Origin of the sequence: Nocardiopsis dassonvillei, assembly GCF_964273065.1 — a bacterium.
Lineage (GTDB): Bacteria > Actinomycetota > Actinomycetes > Streptosporangiales > Streptosporangiaceae > Nocardiopsis > Nocardiopsis dassonvillei_B.
Genome location: NZ_OZ186815.1, coordinates 4,566,313 through 4,581,395, shown reverse-complemented (window position 1 = coordinate 4,581,395; position 15,083 = coordinate 4,566,313). Strand labels below are relative to the sequence as shown.

Below are 15,083 nucleotides of genomic sequence, written 5' to 3'. Positions count from 1 at the left end.
CACCCTAGCGGCCTACCCGTCCTGTCGGGAAAGTCCCACACCGGGCACTCCGGGACTTGGGCAGACTTGGGGGACAGCGGTCGACGGGGGAAAGGGTGAGGACGTGGGGGGCGCAGGGGCGCGGTGGAGAGCCGCGTTGGGGATGCGGCCGGCGGGGCCGCGGGGCGAGTGGCCGGCGGGGGCGCCGGACCCCGACGAGCTGGCCGAGGGCTTCTCCGCCCTGTACGGGGAGGCGCCCGCGGGGGTGTGGCACTCCCCCGGCCGGATCGCACTGCTGGGCGAGCACACCGCCGCCTCGGGCGGGGCCGGGCTGTACGCGGCCCTGCCCTGGGGGGTGACGGCCGCGGTGGGGCCCGTGCCCGGCGACCCGCGGGTGCGGGCGGCGGCGCTCAGCGGCCCGCTGCGCACCCGGGGGCCGCAGGGGCGGGCGGTGGCCGAGGCCGTCGCCGCGGCGCGCCGTACGGGACTGCTGGAGGCCGGAACGGGGCTGCGCGTGATGCTCGGCTCGGACCTGCCCGGGCAGGCCTCCCTGGGACGCACCGGGGCGCTGGGCGCCGCGGTGGCGCTGGCCCTGGCCGACCTGGCCGGGGAGCCGACCCCGGAGGGCGCGACCGTGGACCAGAGGGTGTCCCTGGCCGCCCGGCCGGGTTGCGCGGTCCGGGTCAACCTGCGGACCCTGGGCACCACCGCGCTGCCCTTCGACCCGGCCGCCGAGGGCCTGTGCCTGCTGGTGGTGGAGACCGGGGCGGCGCCCCGCCGCGACGCCCGGGCGGTGCACGCCGCCGAGCTGGAGCGCGCGCAGAGGACCCTGGGCCCGCTGCGGTCCGTCACCGACCTGCCCGCGGCGCTGTCCCGGCTGCCCTCCCCCGCGCTGCGCCGCCGGGTGGAGTGCGCCGTGACCGAGGTGCACCGGCTCAACGCGGTGGTGGGCCTGCTGCGGGCCGAGCGCTTCGGCGAGGTCGGCGTGGTCCTGACCGCGTCGCACCTGTCGCTGCGGCGGTTCGGGCTGCCGCTGCCCGAGGTGGAGCTGGCGGTCGAGGCCGCGAACCGGGCGGGGGCCCGCGGGGTGCGGATGAGCGGCTGGGCGGGCACCGCCCTGGCCCTGGCCGCCGAGGACCGGGTGGCGGGAGTCCGCACCGCCGTGGAGGAGGCGTTCGCCGACCGGGGCCTGCCCGCGCCGCGGGTCCGCACGGCGCTCCCGGCGGCCGGCGCGCACCGGCTGCGCTGACCCCGGCGACGCCGCGTCCGCGACCCGGGAGGACCCCGGCCCGGGGCCCGGGAGGACCCCGGTCCGGGGCCCGGGAGGACCCCGGTCCGGGGCCGGGGTCCGGCCCCGGGAACCGGACCGGGGACGCTTTCGCGAACCCCGCTACTCTTTCTGCGATCCCACAGAGTGGAGGCCGTGATCACGGACCTTCCGCATCGCGGAGGAGATAGGCGGTTCGATGGCAGACCGACGACACCGGGACGGGTCCGGTCCCACCGGTGAGCACGACAGACCGGGCGTCTTCCGGCGCAAGGGCGCCGGTGACGGTGCCGACGCGTTCGAGAAGCTGTACCGGGCCCGGGAGTCGGAGCAGCGGGTCGTCGGCGAGACCCGGCGGATGCCCGCGGCCGACGACGTCCCCCCGCTGCGGCGCGAGCGCCCGCAGAAGCGCACCCACCACGCCGGGCGCGAGTACGACGGCACCGGCCGCACCCGGCGCCGCCGCCAGAAGCAGGCGCGCACCGCCCGCAGGACCACCTCGATCGTCCTGGTGGTCCTGCTGGCCGCGGTGCTGGTCCTGCCCGCCTGGTTCTACCTGTGGGCCAACGCGCGCCTGCAGCGGGTGGACGCGCTCCAGGACTACGAGGGCCGCCCGGACCGCCAGGACGGCACCGTCTTCATGATCGTGGGATCCGACAGCCGCGAGGGGCTGGACGACGACCAGATCCGGGAGCTGTCCACGGGCCGGGCCGAGGGCCGGCGCACGGACACGATCATGCTGCTGTACATCCCCGACACCGACGACGCCGAGCCCACCATCGTCAGCGTCCCCCGCGACTCCTACGTCCCGCTGGCCATCCCCGGGTTCGCGGCCAACAAGATCAACGCCTCCTTCGCCGACGCCGTGTGCGGCACCGACGACGAGGGCGAGGAGGTCTGCGGCGGCCCGGCCCCGCTGGTGCAGACGTTCGAGCAGGCCTCGGGCGTGCGGGTGGACCACTACGTGGAGATCGGCATGGGCGGGTTCGTCGGCCTGGTCGACGCGGTCGGCGGCGTGGAGCTGTGCCCCGAGGAGCCGATGGAGGACCCCAAGGCGGGCCTGGACATCGAGGCGGGCTGCCAGACGATGGACGGCGGCACCGCGCTCGGCTACGTGCGCACCCGCGCGACCCCGCGCGCCGACCTGGACCGGATCGCCCGCCAGCGGGAGTTCTTCTCCGCGCTGGTGGAGGAGGCCAGCGCCCCGGGCACCCTGTTCAACCCGTTCGAGTCGGTGCCGCTGGTGCTGGAGGGCACGGACATGTTCGTGGTGGACGAGGGCGACAAGCTGCGGCACCTGGCGACGATGCTGCTGGCGATGCGGGGCGGCACCCAGACGACCTCCATCCCGGTGGGCGGCACCCCGACGCTGCCGGACGTGGGCTCGGTGGTGCAGTGGGACGAGACCGCCTCCGAGGAGATGTTCCAGGCGATGCGCGAGGGGGAGCCGATCCCCGAGAGCATCCTGGACTGACTCCGGGAGCGCCCTCCGCCGCTCCGGGAACCGGCCCCCGCCGTCGCACCGCCGACGCGGGGGCCTCTCCGTGGGCGGGTGCCGGTACCCCGGCGGGACGGGCGCGCGGTGCCGACCCGGGACGGCGGTGACGGGGCCCGGGCGGGGACCGGCGGCCCGGGGCAGCCGGGCGGCGGGGGCGTCCTGGCACCGGACCGGGCGCGGAGGCGGCCCGGCGGGGCCGGGGAAAGGCGAAGGGCCCGGTACCGACCGGGCGATGGGGACGCCGCAGCACCGGTCAGGGCGGGGCGAAGGCGGCCGGAGTCCCCCGGCGGGGACGGCACGCGGGAAGAGACGCCCGGGTCCGGTCCGGGCGGCGCCCGGACCCGCCGGGCAACGGCGGCCGGGGGCCGACCGGGCGACGGGGACCGCGGCACCGGTCCGAGAGCAGGGGAGGCGGCCGGAGTCCCCCGGCGGGGACGGCACGCGGGAAGAGACGCCCGGGTCCGGTCCGGGCGGCGCCCGGACCCACCGGCCGACCGCACCGGGCGGCGGGGCCGGGGAAAGGCGAAGGGCCCGGTGCCGAAGCACCGGGCCCTTCTTCGTGACGTTCCGTACTGTGCGCGCCTACCCCCCAGCGGGCGCACGGCCGGTACGTCGGATCGTGGGGCCTGAGCGGTGAAACCCGCTCTGGCCTGCCGGTTCTCACCGGCGTGTCTCCACTGTAAGTCAAAGTTCGCACAAGGGGCGAATCGAGTTCACGTGTCCTATGTCGCACTGGCTCCGTGACCCGATGCAGTCATCATCCCACCCCGGCGGCGCGGATGTCCGCAGAATCGGGGAAACACGCCGAGGAAATTCATCGAGCGTGTCCGGTTGGTGACACAAAGCGTCCGGCCGTCCCCGAAAGGGAACGGCCGGACGTGGCGAAGGTCACCGGTGGCGTCGGCTCAAGACGGCCGGTGGCCCCTCCGGGCTAGGCGAGGCGCTTGGCCAGGTTCTCGTCCAGGGCGGCGAGGAACTGCTCGGTGGTCAGCCACTCCTGGTCGGAGCCGACCAGGATCGCGAGGTCCTTGGTCATCTGGCCGCCCTCGACGGTCTTGATGACGACGTCCTCGAGGGTGGTGGCGAACTCCAGCAGCTTCGGGGTGTTGTCCAGCTTGGCCCGGTGCTCCAGACCGCGGGTCCACGCGAAGATGGAGGCGATCGGGTTGGTGGAGGTGGGCTTGCCCTGCTGGTGCTGCCGGTAGTGGCGCGTGACGGTGCCGTGCGCGGCCTCGGCCTCCACGGTGCGGCCGTCGGCGGTGCGCAGCACGGAGGTCATCAGGCCCAGCGAGCCGAAGCCCTGCGCGACGGTGTCGGACTGGACGTCGCCGTCGTAGTTCTTGCAGGCCCAGACGTAGCCGCCCTCCCACTTGAGCGCGGAGGCGACCATGTCGTCGATGAGGCGGTGCTCGTAGGTGAGGCCGGCCTTGTCGAACCGCTCCTTGAACTCGGTCTCGAAGATCTCCTGGAACACGTCCTTGAACATGCCGTCGTAGGCCTTGAGGATCGTGTTCTTGGTGGACATGTACACCGGGTAGTTCCGGTCCAGGCCGTAGTTGAGGCTGGCCCGGGCGAAGTCCTCGATGGACCTGCGGAAGTTGTACATGCCCATGGCCACGCCGCCGGCCTCGGGGAAGTTCGCGACCTCGAACTCGACCGGCTCGCTGCCGTCGGCCGGGGTGTAGGTCATGGTGACGGTGCCGGGGCCGGGGACCTTGAAGTCGGTGGCCTTGTACTGGTCGCCGTGGGCGTGGCGGCCGATGATGATCGGCTTGGTCCAGCCGGGGACCAGGCGCGGCACGTTCTCGCAGATGATCGGCTCGCGGAAGACGACGCCGCCCAGGATGTTGCGGATGGTGCCGTTGGGCGACCGCCACATCTTCTTCAGGCCGAACTCCTCGACCCGGGCCTCGTCCGGGGTGATGGTGGCGCACTTGACGCCGACGCCGTGCTCCTTGATGGCGTTGGCGGCGTCGACGGTGATCTGGTCATCGGTGCGGTCGCGCTCCTCGATGCCCAGGTCGTAGTACTTCAGGTCGATGTCGAGGTACGGGAGGATCAGGCGGTCCTTGATGAAGGACCAGATGATCCGGGTCATCTCGTCGCCATCGAGCTCGACTACGGGGTTCTCGACCTTGATCTTGGCCATGGCTGTGTGGCTGTCCCTTCAATCTTCGCCACCACCTCGTGCGGCGGTGGGCGGTGCCCGGCTCGTGGCCGGGCCCCGGCGTCCGCGCGCGCGGCGATCCCCTGATCCCGCCCGGTCCGTGCTCTCCGGGGAGGGGGTGGCTCGTCGGTGTCGCGGTATCTCGATATCAAGCTTATTAGACGCCTACGATGACAACTGCGGCGCCACCCACGCGAGCACGATGAGCAGCACCGCCATGGTGGTCAGCGTGACGAGATCGACCCAGCGCCGGCGGACGGCGAGCATGCCGGTCCACTCGGCGGGCAGGAAGGCCCGGAAGGCCGCGGCCAGCAGCAGGGCGCCCGCGATGACGGCCGGACCCCGCTTGAAGTAGGCCGCGGCCACGATGACGATCCCCGCGGCCAGTGCGGACAGCACGAGGACGTAGGGCACCTGGGCGAGCCAGGCCGGGGCCGCGCGCTCCTCCGGTGCCGGCTTCCCCTCGTCCGTGTCCGACAACTCCGCCAGCTCCACCCTGTTCACCGCGCTCCGCTTCGCCTGGTCCACGATCTCCCACCCGGAACTGGCACAGACCGGCCACGCGTCGACGCGCGGGTGTCCGAAACGGAGCACCGCGGAGGAACGGCTCATGTTCCAGGTGGCTCCGGTCGCCGACCGTGCTTTCGGACCGGGAGAGTCAGGGACATTGTAGTGTTCCGCGTCGCCGACGCCTCAGGGCTCACGGAAACGGCCAGGCGTCCACCGGGGCGGCCCCGCGACCGTTTCCCGCTTCCGGTTCGGCCACAGAGCCGTATTTCCGCGCCTTATCCGCCTAACTCCGGAGTAAGCGCGTAGAACACTCGGTGCCCGGGTAACCAAGGTGGAGACGAGTGCACCGGTGAGCGAGGACCCCCATGAAGCCCACCCCACGAACCACCACCCCTCGGCCCCACCGTCGTCCGCACACCCACCGGCAGCGTCATCCGAGCCCGGGAGGAGCCACCGTGGACGGGCCCTACCTGCGGGTCGAGGAGTCCGGGGAGATCTGCGAACTCACGGACGAGGTCACCACGGTCGGCCGCGGCGAGGGAGCCGACATCCGCCTCGACGACCCCAGCGTCTCGCTCCTGCACGCCGAACTGGTCCGCCGCGGCCCCTACGTGTACGTGGTGGACATGGGCCTGTCCCGCAACGGCACCCGGGTCAACGGGCGCCCGATCGCCCGCCGCGTCCTGGAGGAGGGGGACGTGGTGAGTTTCGGCACCGCCCGCTGCCGGGTCGGCGGCCTGCCCCGGGAGCAGCTCAGCCCGGACGTGGAGCTGCGCCGCAGCGCGGCGCCCGAGCTCACCCGCCGGGAGCTGGACGTGCTGACGGCGCTGTGCCGGCCCGCCCTGTCGGAGGAGGCGTTCGTCGCACCGGCGACCGCCCGCGACATCGCCGAGGTGCTGGTGGTGACCGAGGCGGCGGTCAAGCAGCACCTGCTGCGGCTGTACCAGAAGTTCCGCATCCCCGAGGGCCAGAACCGGCGCACCCGGCTGGCCAACGAGGTGGTGGCCCTGGGGCTGGTGCGCCCGCTCCCGGTCGACCACGGCGCCCGGCGCGCCGCGGGCTGAGCCGCCCGGTCCGGACGGCACGGCGCACCCCGGCCGCGGGCGGGCCCCGAAGACGCCGGGGCGGCGGCCCGTCCCGGACCGCCGCCCCCGCACCGGGTCCGCCGCTACCGCGCGGCGGCCTGGCGCTCGGCCGCCTCGACGACGTTGACCAGCAGCATCGCGCGGGTCATCGGGCCCACCCCGCCGGGGTTGGGCGAGATGTACCCGGCGACCTCGGCCACGTCCGGCACCACGTCGCCGACCAGCCCGTCCTCCGTGCGCGAGACGCCCACGTCCAGCACGGCCGCGCCGGGGCGCACCATGTCCTTGGTGATGAGCCCGGGCACCCCGGCCCCGGCGACGATGATGTCGGCGCGGCGGGTGTGCTCGGCGAGGTCGCGGGTGCCGGTGTGGCACAGGGTGACGGTGGCGTTCTCCGACCGGCGGGTCAGCAGCAGCCCCAGCGGGCGGCCCACGGTGACCCCCCGGCCGACCACGACCACCTCGGCGCCCTTGAGCGGGACGTCGTAGCGGTTGAGCAGCTCGACGATGCCGCGCGGGGTGCAGGGCAGCGGCGCCTCCTGCATCAGCACCAGCCTGCCCAGGTTGGAGGGCTGGAGTCCGTCGGCGTCCTTGGCCGGGTCGATCATCCCCAGCACCCGGTTCTCGTCCAGGCCCCGCGGCAGCGGGAGCTGCACGATGTAGCCGGTGCAGGCCGGGTCCTCGTTGAGCTCGCGGACGGCCTGCTCCACCTCCTCCTGCGTGGCGTCCTCCGGCAGGTCGCGGCGGATGCTCGCGATGCCGACCTGCGCGCAGTCGCGGTGCTTGCCGCGCACGTAGGAGTGGCTGCCCGGGTCGTCGCCGACCAGGACGGTGCCCAGCCCGGGGGTGACGCCCAGGGCGTGCAGGCGGGCCACCCGCTCGGTGAGGTCCTCGCGGATGGACTTGGCGACGGCCTTGCCGTCCAGAACGATCGCGCTCATGCCTGGTCTCCTAGTGGAAGAAGTGCCGGGTGCCGGTCAGGTACATGGTGACCCCGGCCGCCTTGGCGGCCGCGACGACCTCCTCGTCGCGGACCGAGCCGCCGGGCTGCACGACCGCGCGCACCCCCGCCCCGGTGAGGATCTCCAGGCCGTCGGGGAAGGGGAAGAAGGCGTCGCTGGCTGCGACGGACCCGGCCACGCGCTCCCCGGCCCGGGAGACCGCCAGGCGCGCGGAGTCGACCCGGTTGACCTGGCCCATGCCGACGCCCACCGTGGCGCCGTCGGCGGCGAGCAGGATCGCGTTGGACTTGACGGCGCGCACCGCGCGCCAGGCGAAGACCAGGTCGGCCAGGGTCTCCTCGTCCGCGGGCTCGCCGGTGGCCAGGGTCCAGTTCGCCGGGTCGTCGCCGGGGGCGTCGATGCGGTCGACCGCCTGGGCGAGCAGGCCCCCGCTGATCTGCCGGGTCTCCACGACGGGCCCGGCGGCGGCCACGACCCGGAGCAGGCGGATGTTCTTCTTGCGGGTGAGGATGTCCAGCGCCGCGGGCTCGAAGCCGGGGGCGGCCACGACCTCGGTGAAGATCTCCGAGATCTGCGCGGCCAGCTCCTCGCCGACAGGGCGGTTGGTGGCGATGACACCGCCGAACGCCGACACCGGGTCGGCGGCGTGCGCCTTGCGGTGGGCGTCGGCGTTGTCGGCGCCCACGGCGATGCCGCAGGGGTTGGCGTGCTTGATGATGGCGACGCAGGGGGCGTCGAAGTCGTGGGCGGCGCGCACGGCGGCGTCGGTGTCCACGTAGTTGTTGAACGACATCGCCTTGCCGTGCAGCTGCTCGGCGCCGGCCAGGCCGTGCGCGGGCACGCCCGCCGGTACGTACAGGGCGGCGTCCTGGTGCGGGTTCTCTCCGTAGCGCAGCACGGCCTTGCGGGTGTGGACGGCGGCCCGGAAGTCCGGCCAGGCGCTCTCGGCGGCCTCGGCGTCGGGGGCGTAGGTGTCGGAGAACCACTCGGCCACGGCCGCGTCGTAGGCGGCGGTGTGCTGGAACGCCAGCCCGGCCAGGCGCTTGCGCCGCTCCGGCGTGAACCCGCCGTCGCGCACCGCCTCCAGGACCGAGTCGTAGGAGGAGGGGTCGACGACCACGGCGACGCTGGAGTGGTTCTTGGCGGAGGCGCGCACCATGGCGGGGCCGCCGATGTCGATCTGCTCGACGCACTCGGCCTCGGAGGCGCCCGAGGCCACGGTCTCGCGGAACGGGTAGAGGTTGACCACGACCAGGTCGAAGGGGGCGATGCCCAGGTCCTCGATCTGGGCGACGTGGTCGGGGTTGTTCTGGTCGGCGAGGAGTCCGGCGTGCACGGACGGGTGGAGGGTCTTGACACGGCCGCCCATGATCTCGGGGAAGCCGGTGACGTCCTCGACCCGGGTGACGGGGACGCCCGCGTCACGGAGCCGCGCGGCGGTGGAGCCGGTGGAGACGATCTCCACCCCGGCCGCGGCCAGGCCCGCGCCCAGCCCCTCCAGGCCGGTCTTGTCGTACACGCTGATCAACGCACGCCGGATGGCCTGCTGGGTCACCGGTTCTCCTTCGGTTCGGTCGCGTCCGCGACGCTCTGCTCGGTGCGGTCGGCCCGGCCGAACCGCACCTTCCTGCCGTCGATGGTCCAGCCCTCGCGGGCCAGGCGGCCGACCGTGTCGACCAGCATGCGCCGCTCCACGGCCTTGATGCGCCCGTGGAGGCTGGACTCGTCATCGTCGTCCTCGACGCGGACCGCCACCTGGTCGATGATCGGCCCGGAGTCGACGCCCTCGTCGAGGAAGTGGATGGTGGTGCCGGTGATGCGGACACCGTGGGCGAGCGCGTCACGCACCGCGTGAGCGCCGGGGAAGGAGGGGAGGAGCGCCGGGTGGATGTTCACGGCGGCGTGCTTTCCGACGACCTCGGGACCGAGGATGCGCATGAACCCGGCGGAGACCACCAGGTCGGGGGTGTGCTCCCCGATGCGCGCGGCCAGGTCGGCGTTCCAGCGGGCGCGGTCGGTGTAGTCGCGGAAGGGGACGGTGAAAACGGGTACGCCGGCCTCGCGGGCCAGTTCGATGCCCCGGGTCCCCTCGCGGTCGGCCCCGACGGCGACGACCTCGGCCCCGTAGGCCGGGTCCTGCGCCGCCTCCAGGAGGGCGGCCATATTGCTGCCCGTGCCCGATATGAGAACCACCACTCGCGCGGACAATGCTTCTCCCATGTACTAGAGAACGGTGCGGGAGTCCTCTCCCGTACTCCGGGGGCACCGGGGGACGGCGCAGCATCCGGAAAACGCGTACGCCCGGTACAGATCCCGGGCATGGGCCTGCGAGGGCCCGTCCGCACACCCACCCTATCGGGCCGGGTAGCGTCGGGCCCACGGGAGGCGACCTTGGAGGCGCCGTGTGACGTGGACCTCCGCCCGCCCCCGGGCCGCCGGAAGTCGTCGGCGGCGGATACGCTCCGCTCAAGGCGCAGTGCGACGAGGGCGCCCGCCGCGGGTGCCCCGAAGGAGTGAGACCTTGACCGACAATCGCCCGGAGCCGCTATCCGAGGACGACCGCCCCCGTGTCGAGCGTGGCGGGCTGTGGGGCCTGTTCTTCGGGCTGGCCGGGCTGCTGCTGCCGCCCTACGGAGGCGTGCTGTCCGCGTTCGGACTGTTCCAGGGCCTCCAGGCGCGCCGGGCGGCCCGGCGCAACCGCTCCGCCGCCCCGATGGCGCTGGCGAGCGTCGCGGTGGGCGTGGCCGGGGTCGTGCTGTCCGTCGCGATGATCGCGGTCTCGGTGGTGTTCAACGAGCAGCTGATCGAGTACCGGGACTGCTCGGCGCGGGCGCACACGGTGTCCACCCAGAAGGTGTGCGACGAGGAGTGGAACTCGGGGACGCGGCTGCCCTCCTGGGTCAGCGGCGCCTGAGCACGGCCGCACGGCGGCACGGAACGTCCCGGAGGGGGCGGCGGGGAGTGGCCCGCCGCCCCCTCCGGCTTCTGTTTCCGGCCACTTTTCCCCAGGGAAACGGACCTTTCCCCAAGTGGTGAGCACGCCCCCGGGGACTACACTTAGTATGCAATCGTTCACTAAAAGTGTTGCCAGGTAGACGTTGGAAGGAACCGATGGACACCGTCGTCCCCGGATCGCCCGGACCGGAACTCAAGGAGTACGCCGCGCTGCTGCGCCGCCGCTGGCGGCCGGTGGCCGCCGGGGTGATCGGCGGCGCGGCCCTCGCCCTGGCCGGCGTGTTCGCGGTCCCCTCCGCCTACACCTCCACGACCGCCGTCCAGGTGCTGCCGACCGGGATGGCCGAGTTCACCGGTGAGCGGTCCGGCCGCCTGGCGGGCGATGTGAACCTCGACACGGAGGCGCAGGTCCTGCGTTCGGAGGAGGTCTCCGCCGCCGCGGCCGAACTGGTCGCCGAGGCCACCGGCTCCCCCGCCACCGCCGAGGGCCTGCGGGAGAACGTCGACGTCACCGTCCCCTCCAACAGCAACGTGCTGGAGATCCACTACACGGCGGGCTCCCCCGGGGCCGCACAGGCCGGGGCCGCCGCCTACGCCGAGGCCTACCTCGGGCAGCGTGCGGAGCGTGTGGACGGGCTCATCGGCGCCCACCTGGAGGCGCTGCGCGGCGAGCGCGAACGCCTGGAGGGCGAACTGGGGGACACCGCCGGGGCGCTGGGGGGCGCCGACCCGCGCACCGAGGCGCTGCGCCAGGAGATCACCTCCCTGAGCGGGGACCTGGCCCCGCTGGCCGCGCTGCGGGAGACCGTCGAGGCCGGGCGGGTCATCACCCCCGCCGGACTGCCCGAACGGGCCTCCTCCCCCAACGCGCCGCTGTGGCTGGCCGCGGGCACCGCGCTGGGCCTGCTGGCGGGCCTGGGCGCGGCCGTGGTCCGCGACCGCCTGGCCCCGCGACTGCACGACACCGAGGAGACCGGGCGCCTGAGCGGACTACCGGTCCTGCTCGACCTGTCCTCCTGCGCCACCCGGCGCGGCGGTCGCGCCCCGGGCCTGCTGGGCGAGGACGAGGCGGGGGGCCAGCGGGTCCAGTCCCTGGTCCACCTGCTCCGGGCCCGCACCGCCGGGGACCCGGCGCGGGCCGCGGCGGGTGCGGGCGCCCCGGTCGCCGACGAGGAGGGACCGCGGGCGGGCCGCGTGCTCCTGGTCGCGGCCACCACGCCCGGCCGCGCCGGGACCGCCGCCGCCGTGAACCTCGCCGCGGCCCTGGCCCGGACGGGTTCGGAGACGCTGCTGGTGTGCGCCGACCCGCGGTCGGACACCGTGGGCGAGCTGCTGGGCCTGCCCGAGGGCCCCGGGCTGGCCGAGGCCCTGGTGGACGGCGAGGACCCCGCCGACCTGGAGGTGCGCCCCGAGGCCGCGCCCCGGCTGCGGGTGCTGCGGCACGGTCGTCCGGGTGCGGCCGCGCCGGTGCAGGACACCGGGATGGGGGACCTGCTGGGGCTGCTGCGCGAGCACGCCGACCACGTGGTGGTGGCGGTTCCGCCGCCGAGCGAGCGCGCCGACGTCCACGCCGTGGCCGGGGCCGCCGACCTGATGCTCCCGGTCGTGGAACTGGACCGCACCCCGCGCGCCGACCTGGCCGATGTGCTGACCGTCGCCGACCGGTTCTCGCTGGACACCCCGGGGGTCGTCGTGCTGCCCCGGCAGCCGCTGCCCGGCCCGCCGCCCCAGCCCGCCCCGGCGGAGGCGGCGCCGGCCGCCGCCCGGGTGGGGGAGGCCGCGGCCGAGCCGCCCCGGGAGGAGTCCGAGAACGAGGGGACCGGGGGCGAGGAGGCCGGGGACGGCGAGACCGTCGTCGTGCCCGCGGACAGCGCGGGGGGCACGGAGAGCGCCGGGAGCGCGGGCGCCGACGCGGACTCGGGAGCGGAGCCCGCCGAAGGCGCGGAGGACGGGGCGGCCGCCGGAACCGCCGGGGCACGGCGCTGATGGCGCGGATCCCCGCGGTGACCGGGACCGGTGCGGCCGCGTTCGCCCCCGTGGCCGGGGGACCGCCGACGGGCACCGCCGGACGCCCGCTGCTGTGGCTGCTGGCCGGGTACCCGCTGTGGTGGGCGCTGGGCCTGGGCCAGTTCGCCTACTGGGTGTTCGCCGTTCCGATGGCCGTGGAGCTGGTGCGCCGCCACCGGACCGTGGGCCTGCGCGTCCCCCCGGCGTTCTGGCTGTGGGCGCTGTTCCTGGTGTGGTCGGTGCTGGGCCTGGCACTGGTGCCGCTGGAGATGCCGGGCACCGTGCCGGACAGCGGCGGCTACGGTGGGGCCCTGCTGCGGATCACCAACTACGCGGTGCTGACGGTGCTGCTGCTGTACGTCGGCAACCTGACCGAGCGGGAGCTGCCCACCCGGGCGGTGGCGGCGGCGCTCACCGTGCTGGGCCTGGCCACGATCGCGGGCGGGTACCTGGGGATGCTCGCGCCCCGGTTCGAGTTCACCGCCCCGCTGGAGTACCTGCTGCCCGGGGGGCTGGCCTCCGACCCCTTCATGCGGACCCTGGTCCACCCGGCGTCCGCGCAGGTCATGGACATCTTCGGGTACGACTCGGCGCGCCCCAAGGCCCCGTGGGAGTACACCAACGTGTGGGGGTACATGATCTCCCTGCTGCTGGTGTGGGCCGCCGTCCTCGTGCTGGGCCGGGGCGGCGCGCCGCTGTGGGTGCGCTGGGGCCTGCCCGCGGCCATGGTGCTGTCGGTGGTGCCGATCGTGCACTCCCTCAACCGGGCCCTGTGGGCGGGGCTGGCGCTGTCCCTGCTCTACGCCGGGTTCGTCGCGCTGCGCCGGGGCCGGGTGCTGCCGGTGGCGGTCTGCGGGCTGGTCGCGGTACTCGCCCTGGGCGTGCTGGCGCTGTCCCCGCTGGCCGACGTGGTGCGGGCGCGGGCCGACGCCCCCCACAGCGACGACGGCCGGGCGGCGACCAACGCGGCGGCCGTGACCGCGGCCGACCTGTCCCCCGTGGTCGGATGGGGCACCACCAGGGAGTCCCTGGGCAGCTCCGAGTCCATCGCCATCGGCCCCTCACCGCGGTGCCCCGGCTGCGGCCAGCACGTGATCGGCAACGCGGGCCAGCTGTGGATGACGCTCATCGCGAGCGGCTGGGTGGGCACAGGCCTGTTCCTGGGCTTCTTCGCGGCGGTGGCCTGGCGGTACCGGTCGGCGGTGACGACCGCGGGCCAGGGCGCCCTGCTGACCGTGCTGCTGCTGTTCTGGTACATGTTCTTCTACGTCGCGCTGATGTCCCCGCTGGCCGTGACCATGGTCGCCGTCGCCCTGCTGTGGCGGGACGAGGAACCCCTGCTCCGCCGCCGGACCGCGCGCACGGGCGGGGGGTCCCGGTGAACGGCGAGACGACCTATCTGACCGACCTGGCGGCCGTGCTGTGGCCGTGCGGAGGGCTGCTGGGGCACGGCGACGGACCCGCCCACCGGCGGAGCCGCGGAAACCAGTACCTGCCGGTGCCCAACGCCTACGACCCGCGGGTGATCCTGCCCGCGCACAACCGCTCGGCGGCCACCCGAGGCATCGCGTCCTTCTCCCAGGGGCACTCGTTCCGGGAGCGGCTGCGCAGGCTGCTGCTGACCGGCGCGTTCGCCTCCGGGGTCGCCCCGCTGCTGCTGCGGGACCGCCTCTACGTGGGCGCCGGGCCGGGCATCGAGCACGCGCTGGCCGCCGCGCTGGACCGCGAGCTGACCATCGCCATCCACGTGGGGCCCCCGCGGGCCAACCGCAAGCCGGTCCTGCTGCTGCTCACCCCGGGCGGGCGGACCGTCGGCTACGCCAAGGTGGCCGTGAACGACCTGACCGGGCGGCTGGTGGTCGCCGAGGCACAGGCGCTGCGCCTGCTGGCCGGCTCCCGTATGCGCGACGTCACCGTGCCGCGCCTGATGTACCAGGGCGAGTGGAACGGCCGCCCGCTGCTGGTGCAGGAGGCGCTGCCGGTCGGCGACCAGACCGACCGGCCCACCCGCCGCCAGCTGCTGCGCTGCGTCGCCCAGATCACCTCCCTGGTGCAGGTGCGGCGGCGCCGCCTGTCTGCGAGCGACTACCGCCGCTCCCTGGAGGAGCGGATCGCCGCCCTGGCCGGCAGGCCGGAGGCGGGGCCGCTGATGGCGGCGCTGCACGGTCTGCCGGACGTGTCCCTGCCCTTCGGCGCCTGGCACGGCGACCTGACCCGGTGGAACATCGCCGGGACCGCGCGCCGGTCGTTCGTGTGGGACTGGGAGCGGCTGTCGCTGGACGCGCCCGCCGGGTTCGACGCCCTCCACTACGACCTCAACGAGTGCGTCCAGGCGGGCGTCCACCCCGGGGTGCACCGGTGGCTGGAGAGCGGTGCCCGGCTGCTGCGCGACCCGCTGATGACCGAACTGGGCCTGGCCCCGCACACCGTGTCCACGGTGATGGCCCTGTACCTGATCGACCTGGCGACCCGCTACCTGCACGACCGCCAGGACGAGACGGGAGTCCACCTCGCAGCGGTGGACGACTGGCTGCTGCCCGCCCTGGAGGGGCTCCAGGAGCGGGCGGCGCACGAGGCCGCCCGCGCGGGGAGATGAGGGACCGAGGCGGTCGCCGCTCCGGCCGCGCGTGTCCGATCACCCGGATCCGGTCCA

Annotated in this window: 12 protein-coding genes; 7 read left to right on the top strand and 5 right to left on the bottom strand. The window is 74.6% G+C overall.

Features of this window, described 5'->3' with window-relative positions:
- Nucleotides 1-103 precede the first annotated feature (103 nt).
- Nucleotides 104-1,228: a galactokinase family protein gene (locus tag ACSUPR_RS20530; protein ID WP_436886329.1), complete on the top strand. Its 1,125-nt coding sequence runs from the start codon at nucleotides 104-106 to the stop codon at nucleotides 1,226-1,228.
- Nucleotides 1,229-1,445: 217 nt separating this feature from the next.
- A complete protein-coding gene (locus ACSUPR_RS20525; RefSeq protein ID WP_436886328.1) occupies nucleotides 1,446-2,720 on the top strand; it encodes an LCP family protein in 1,275 nt (424 codons plus the stop codon).
- Between the two features lie 955 nt (nucleotides 2,721-3,675).
- On the opposite strand, the gene ACSUPR_RS20520 is transcribed toward ACSUPR_RS20525, so the two are convergent.
- Nucleotides 3,676-4,893 (bottom strand): NADP-dependent isocitrate dehydrogenase, encoded by a 1,218-nt coding sequence (locus ACSUPR_RS20520; RefSeq protein WP_436886327.1) that lies wholly within the window; start codon nucleotides 4,891-4,893, stop codon nucleotides 3,676-3,678.
- Between the two features lie 183 nt (nucleotides 4,894-5,076).
- A complete protein-coding gene (locus ACSUPR_RS20515; protein WP_436886326.1) occupies nucleotides 5,077-5,439 on the bottom strand; it encodes a DUF3017 domain-containing protein in 363 nt (120 codons plus the stop codon).
- A gap of 437 nt (nucleotides 5,440-5,876) precedes the next feature.
- On the opposite strand from ACSUPR_RS20515, the gene ACSUPR_RS20510 reads away from it, so the two are divergent.
- A complete protein-coding gene (locus tag ACSUPR_RS20510; protein WP_436886325.1) occupies nucleotides 5,877-6,485 on the top strand; it encodes an FHA domain-containing protein in 609 nt (202 codons plus the stop codon).
- A gap of 104 nt (nucleotides 6,486-6,589) precedes the next feature.
- Here ACSUPR_RS20510 and ACSUPR_RS20505 read toward each other — a convergent pair whose 3' ends face one another.
- The 3 genes from ACSUPR_RS20505 to purN are packed head-to-tail and all read right to left on the bottom strand — an operon-like array spanning nucleotide 6,590 to nucleotide 9,631.
- Nucleotides 6,590-7,447, bottom strand: a complete 858-nt coding sequence (locus ACSUPR_RS20505) for a bifunctional methylenetetrahydrofolate dehydrogenase/methenyltetrahydrofolate cyclohydrolase (RefSeq protein WP_436886324.1) — start codon at nucleotides 7,445-7,447, stop codon at nucleotides 6,590-6,592.
- Between the two features lie 10 nt (nucleotides 7,448-7,457).
- Entirely contained in the window at nucleotides 7,458-9,023 is a 1,566-nt protein-coding gene (gene purH, locus ACSUPR_RS20500) for a bifunctional phosphoribosylaminoimidazolecarboxamide formyltransferase/IMP cyclohydrolase (protein ID WP_436886323.1), read from the bottom strand.
- Nucleotides 9,020-9,631, bottom strand: coding sequence for a phosphoribosylglycinamide formyltransferase (gene purN / locus ACSUPR_RS20495; protein ID WP_436886322.1), 612 nt, complete (start codon nucleotides 9,629-9,631; stop codon nucleotides 9,020-9,022). The genes purH and purN overlap by 4 nt, the downstream gene beginning before the upstream one ends.
- A 358-nt stretch (nucleotides 9,632-9,989) precedes the next feature.
- Between purN and ACSUPR_RS20490 the strand changes: the two genes are divergently transcribed.
- The 4 genes from ACSUPR_RS20490 (at nucleotide 9,990) to ACSUPR_RS20475 (ending at nucleotide 15,026) form a co-directional block, all read left to right on the top strand.
- Nucleotides 9,990-10,382, top strand: coding sequence for a DUF4190 domain-containing protein (locus ACSUPR_RS20490; protein WP_436886321.1), 393 nt, complete (start codon nucleotides 9,990-9,992; stop codon nucleotides 10,380-10,382).
- A gap of 197 nt (nucleotides 10,383-10,579) precedes the next feature.
- The gene (locus ACSUPR_RS20485; protein ID WP_436886320.1) at nucleotides 10,580-12,409 is read left to right on the top strand and encodes a chain length determinant family protein; all 1,830 of its coding nucleotides are present in this window, start codon (nucleotides 10,580-10,582) and stop codon (nucleotides 12,407-12,409) included.
- Entirely contained in the window at nucleotides 12,409-13,812 is a 1,404-nt protein-coding gene (locus tag ACSUPR_RS20480; RefSeq protein ID WP_436886319.1) for a ligase, read from the top strand. The genes ACSUPR_RS20485 and ACSUPR_RS20480 overlap by 1 nt, the downstream gene beginning before the upstream one ends.
- Nucleotides 13,809-15,026 (top strand): phosphotransferase, encoded by a 1,218-nt coding sequence (locus ACSUPR_RS20475; protein ID WP_436886318.1) that lies wholly within the window; start codon nucleotides 13,809-13,811, stop codon nucleotides 15,024-15,026. Before ACSUPR_RS20480 ends, ACSUPR_RS20475 begins: the two co-directional genes overlap by 4 nt.
- The last annotated feature ends 57 nt before the right edge of the window (nucleotides 15,027-15,083 follow it).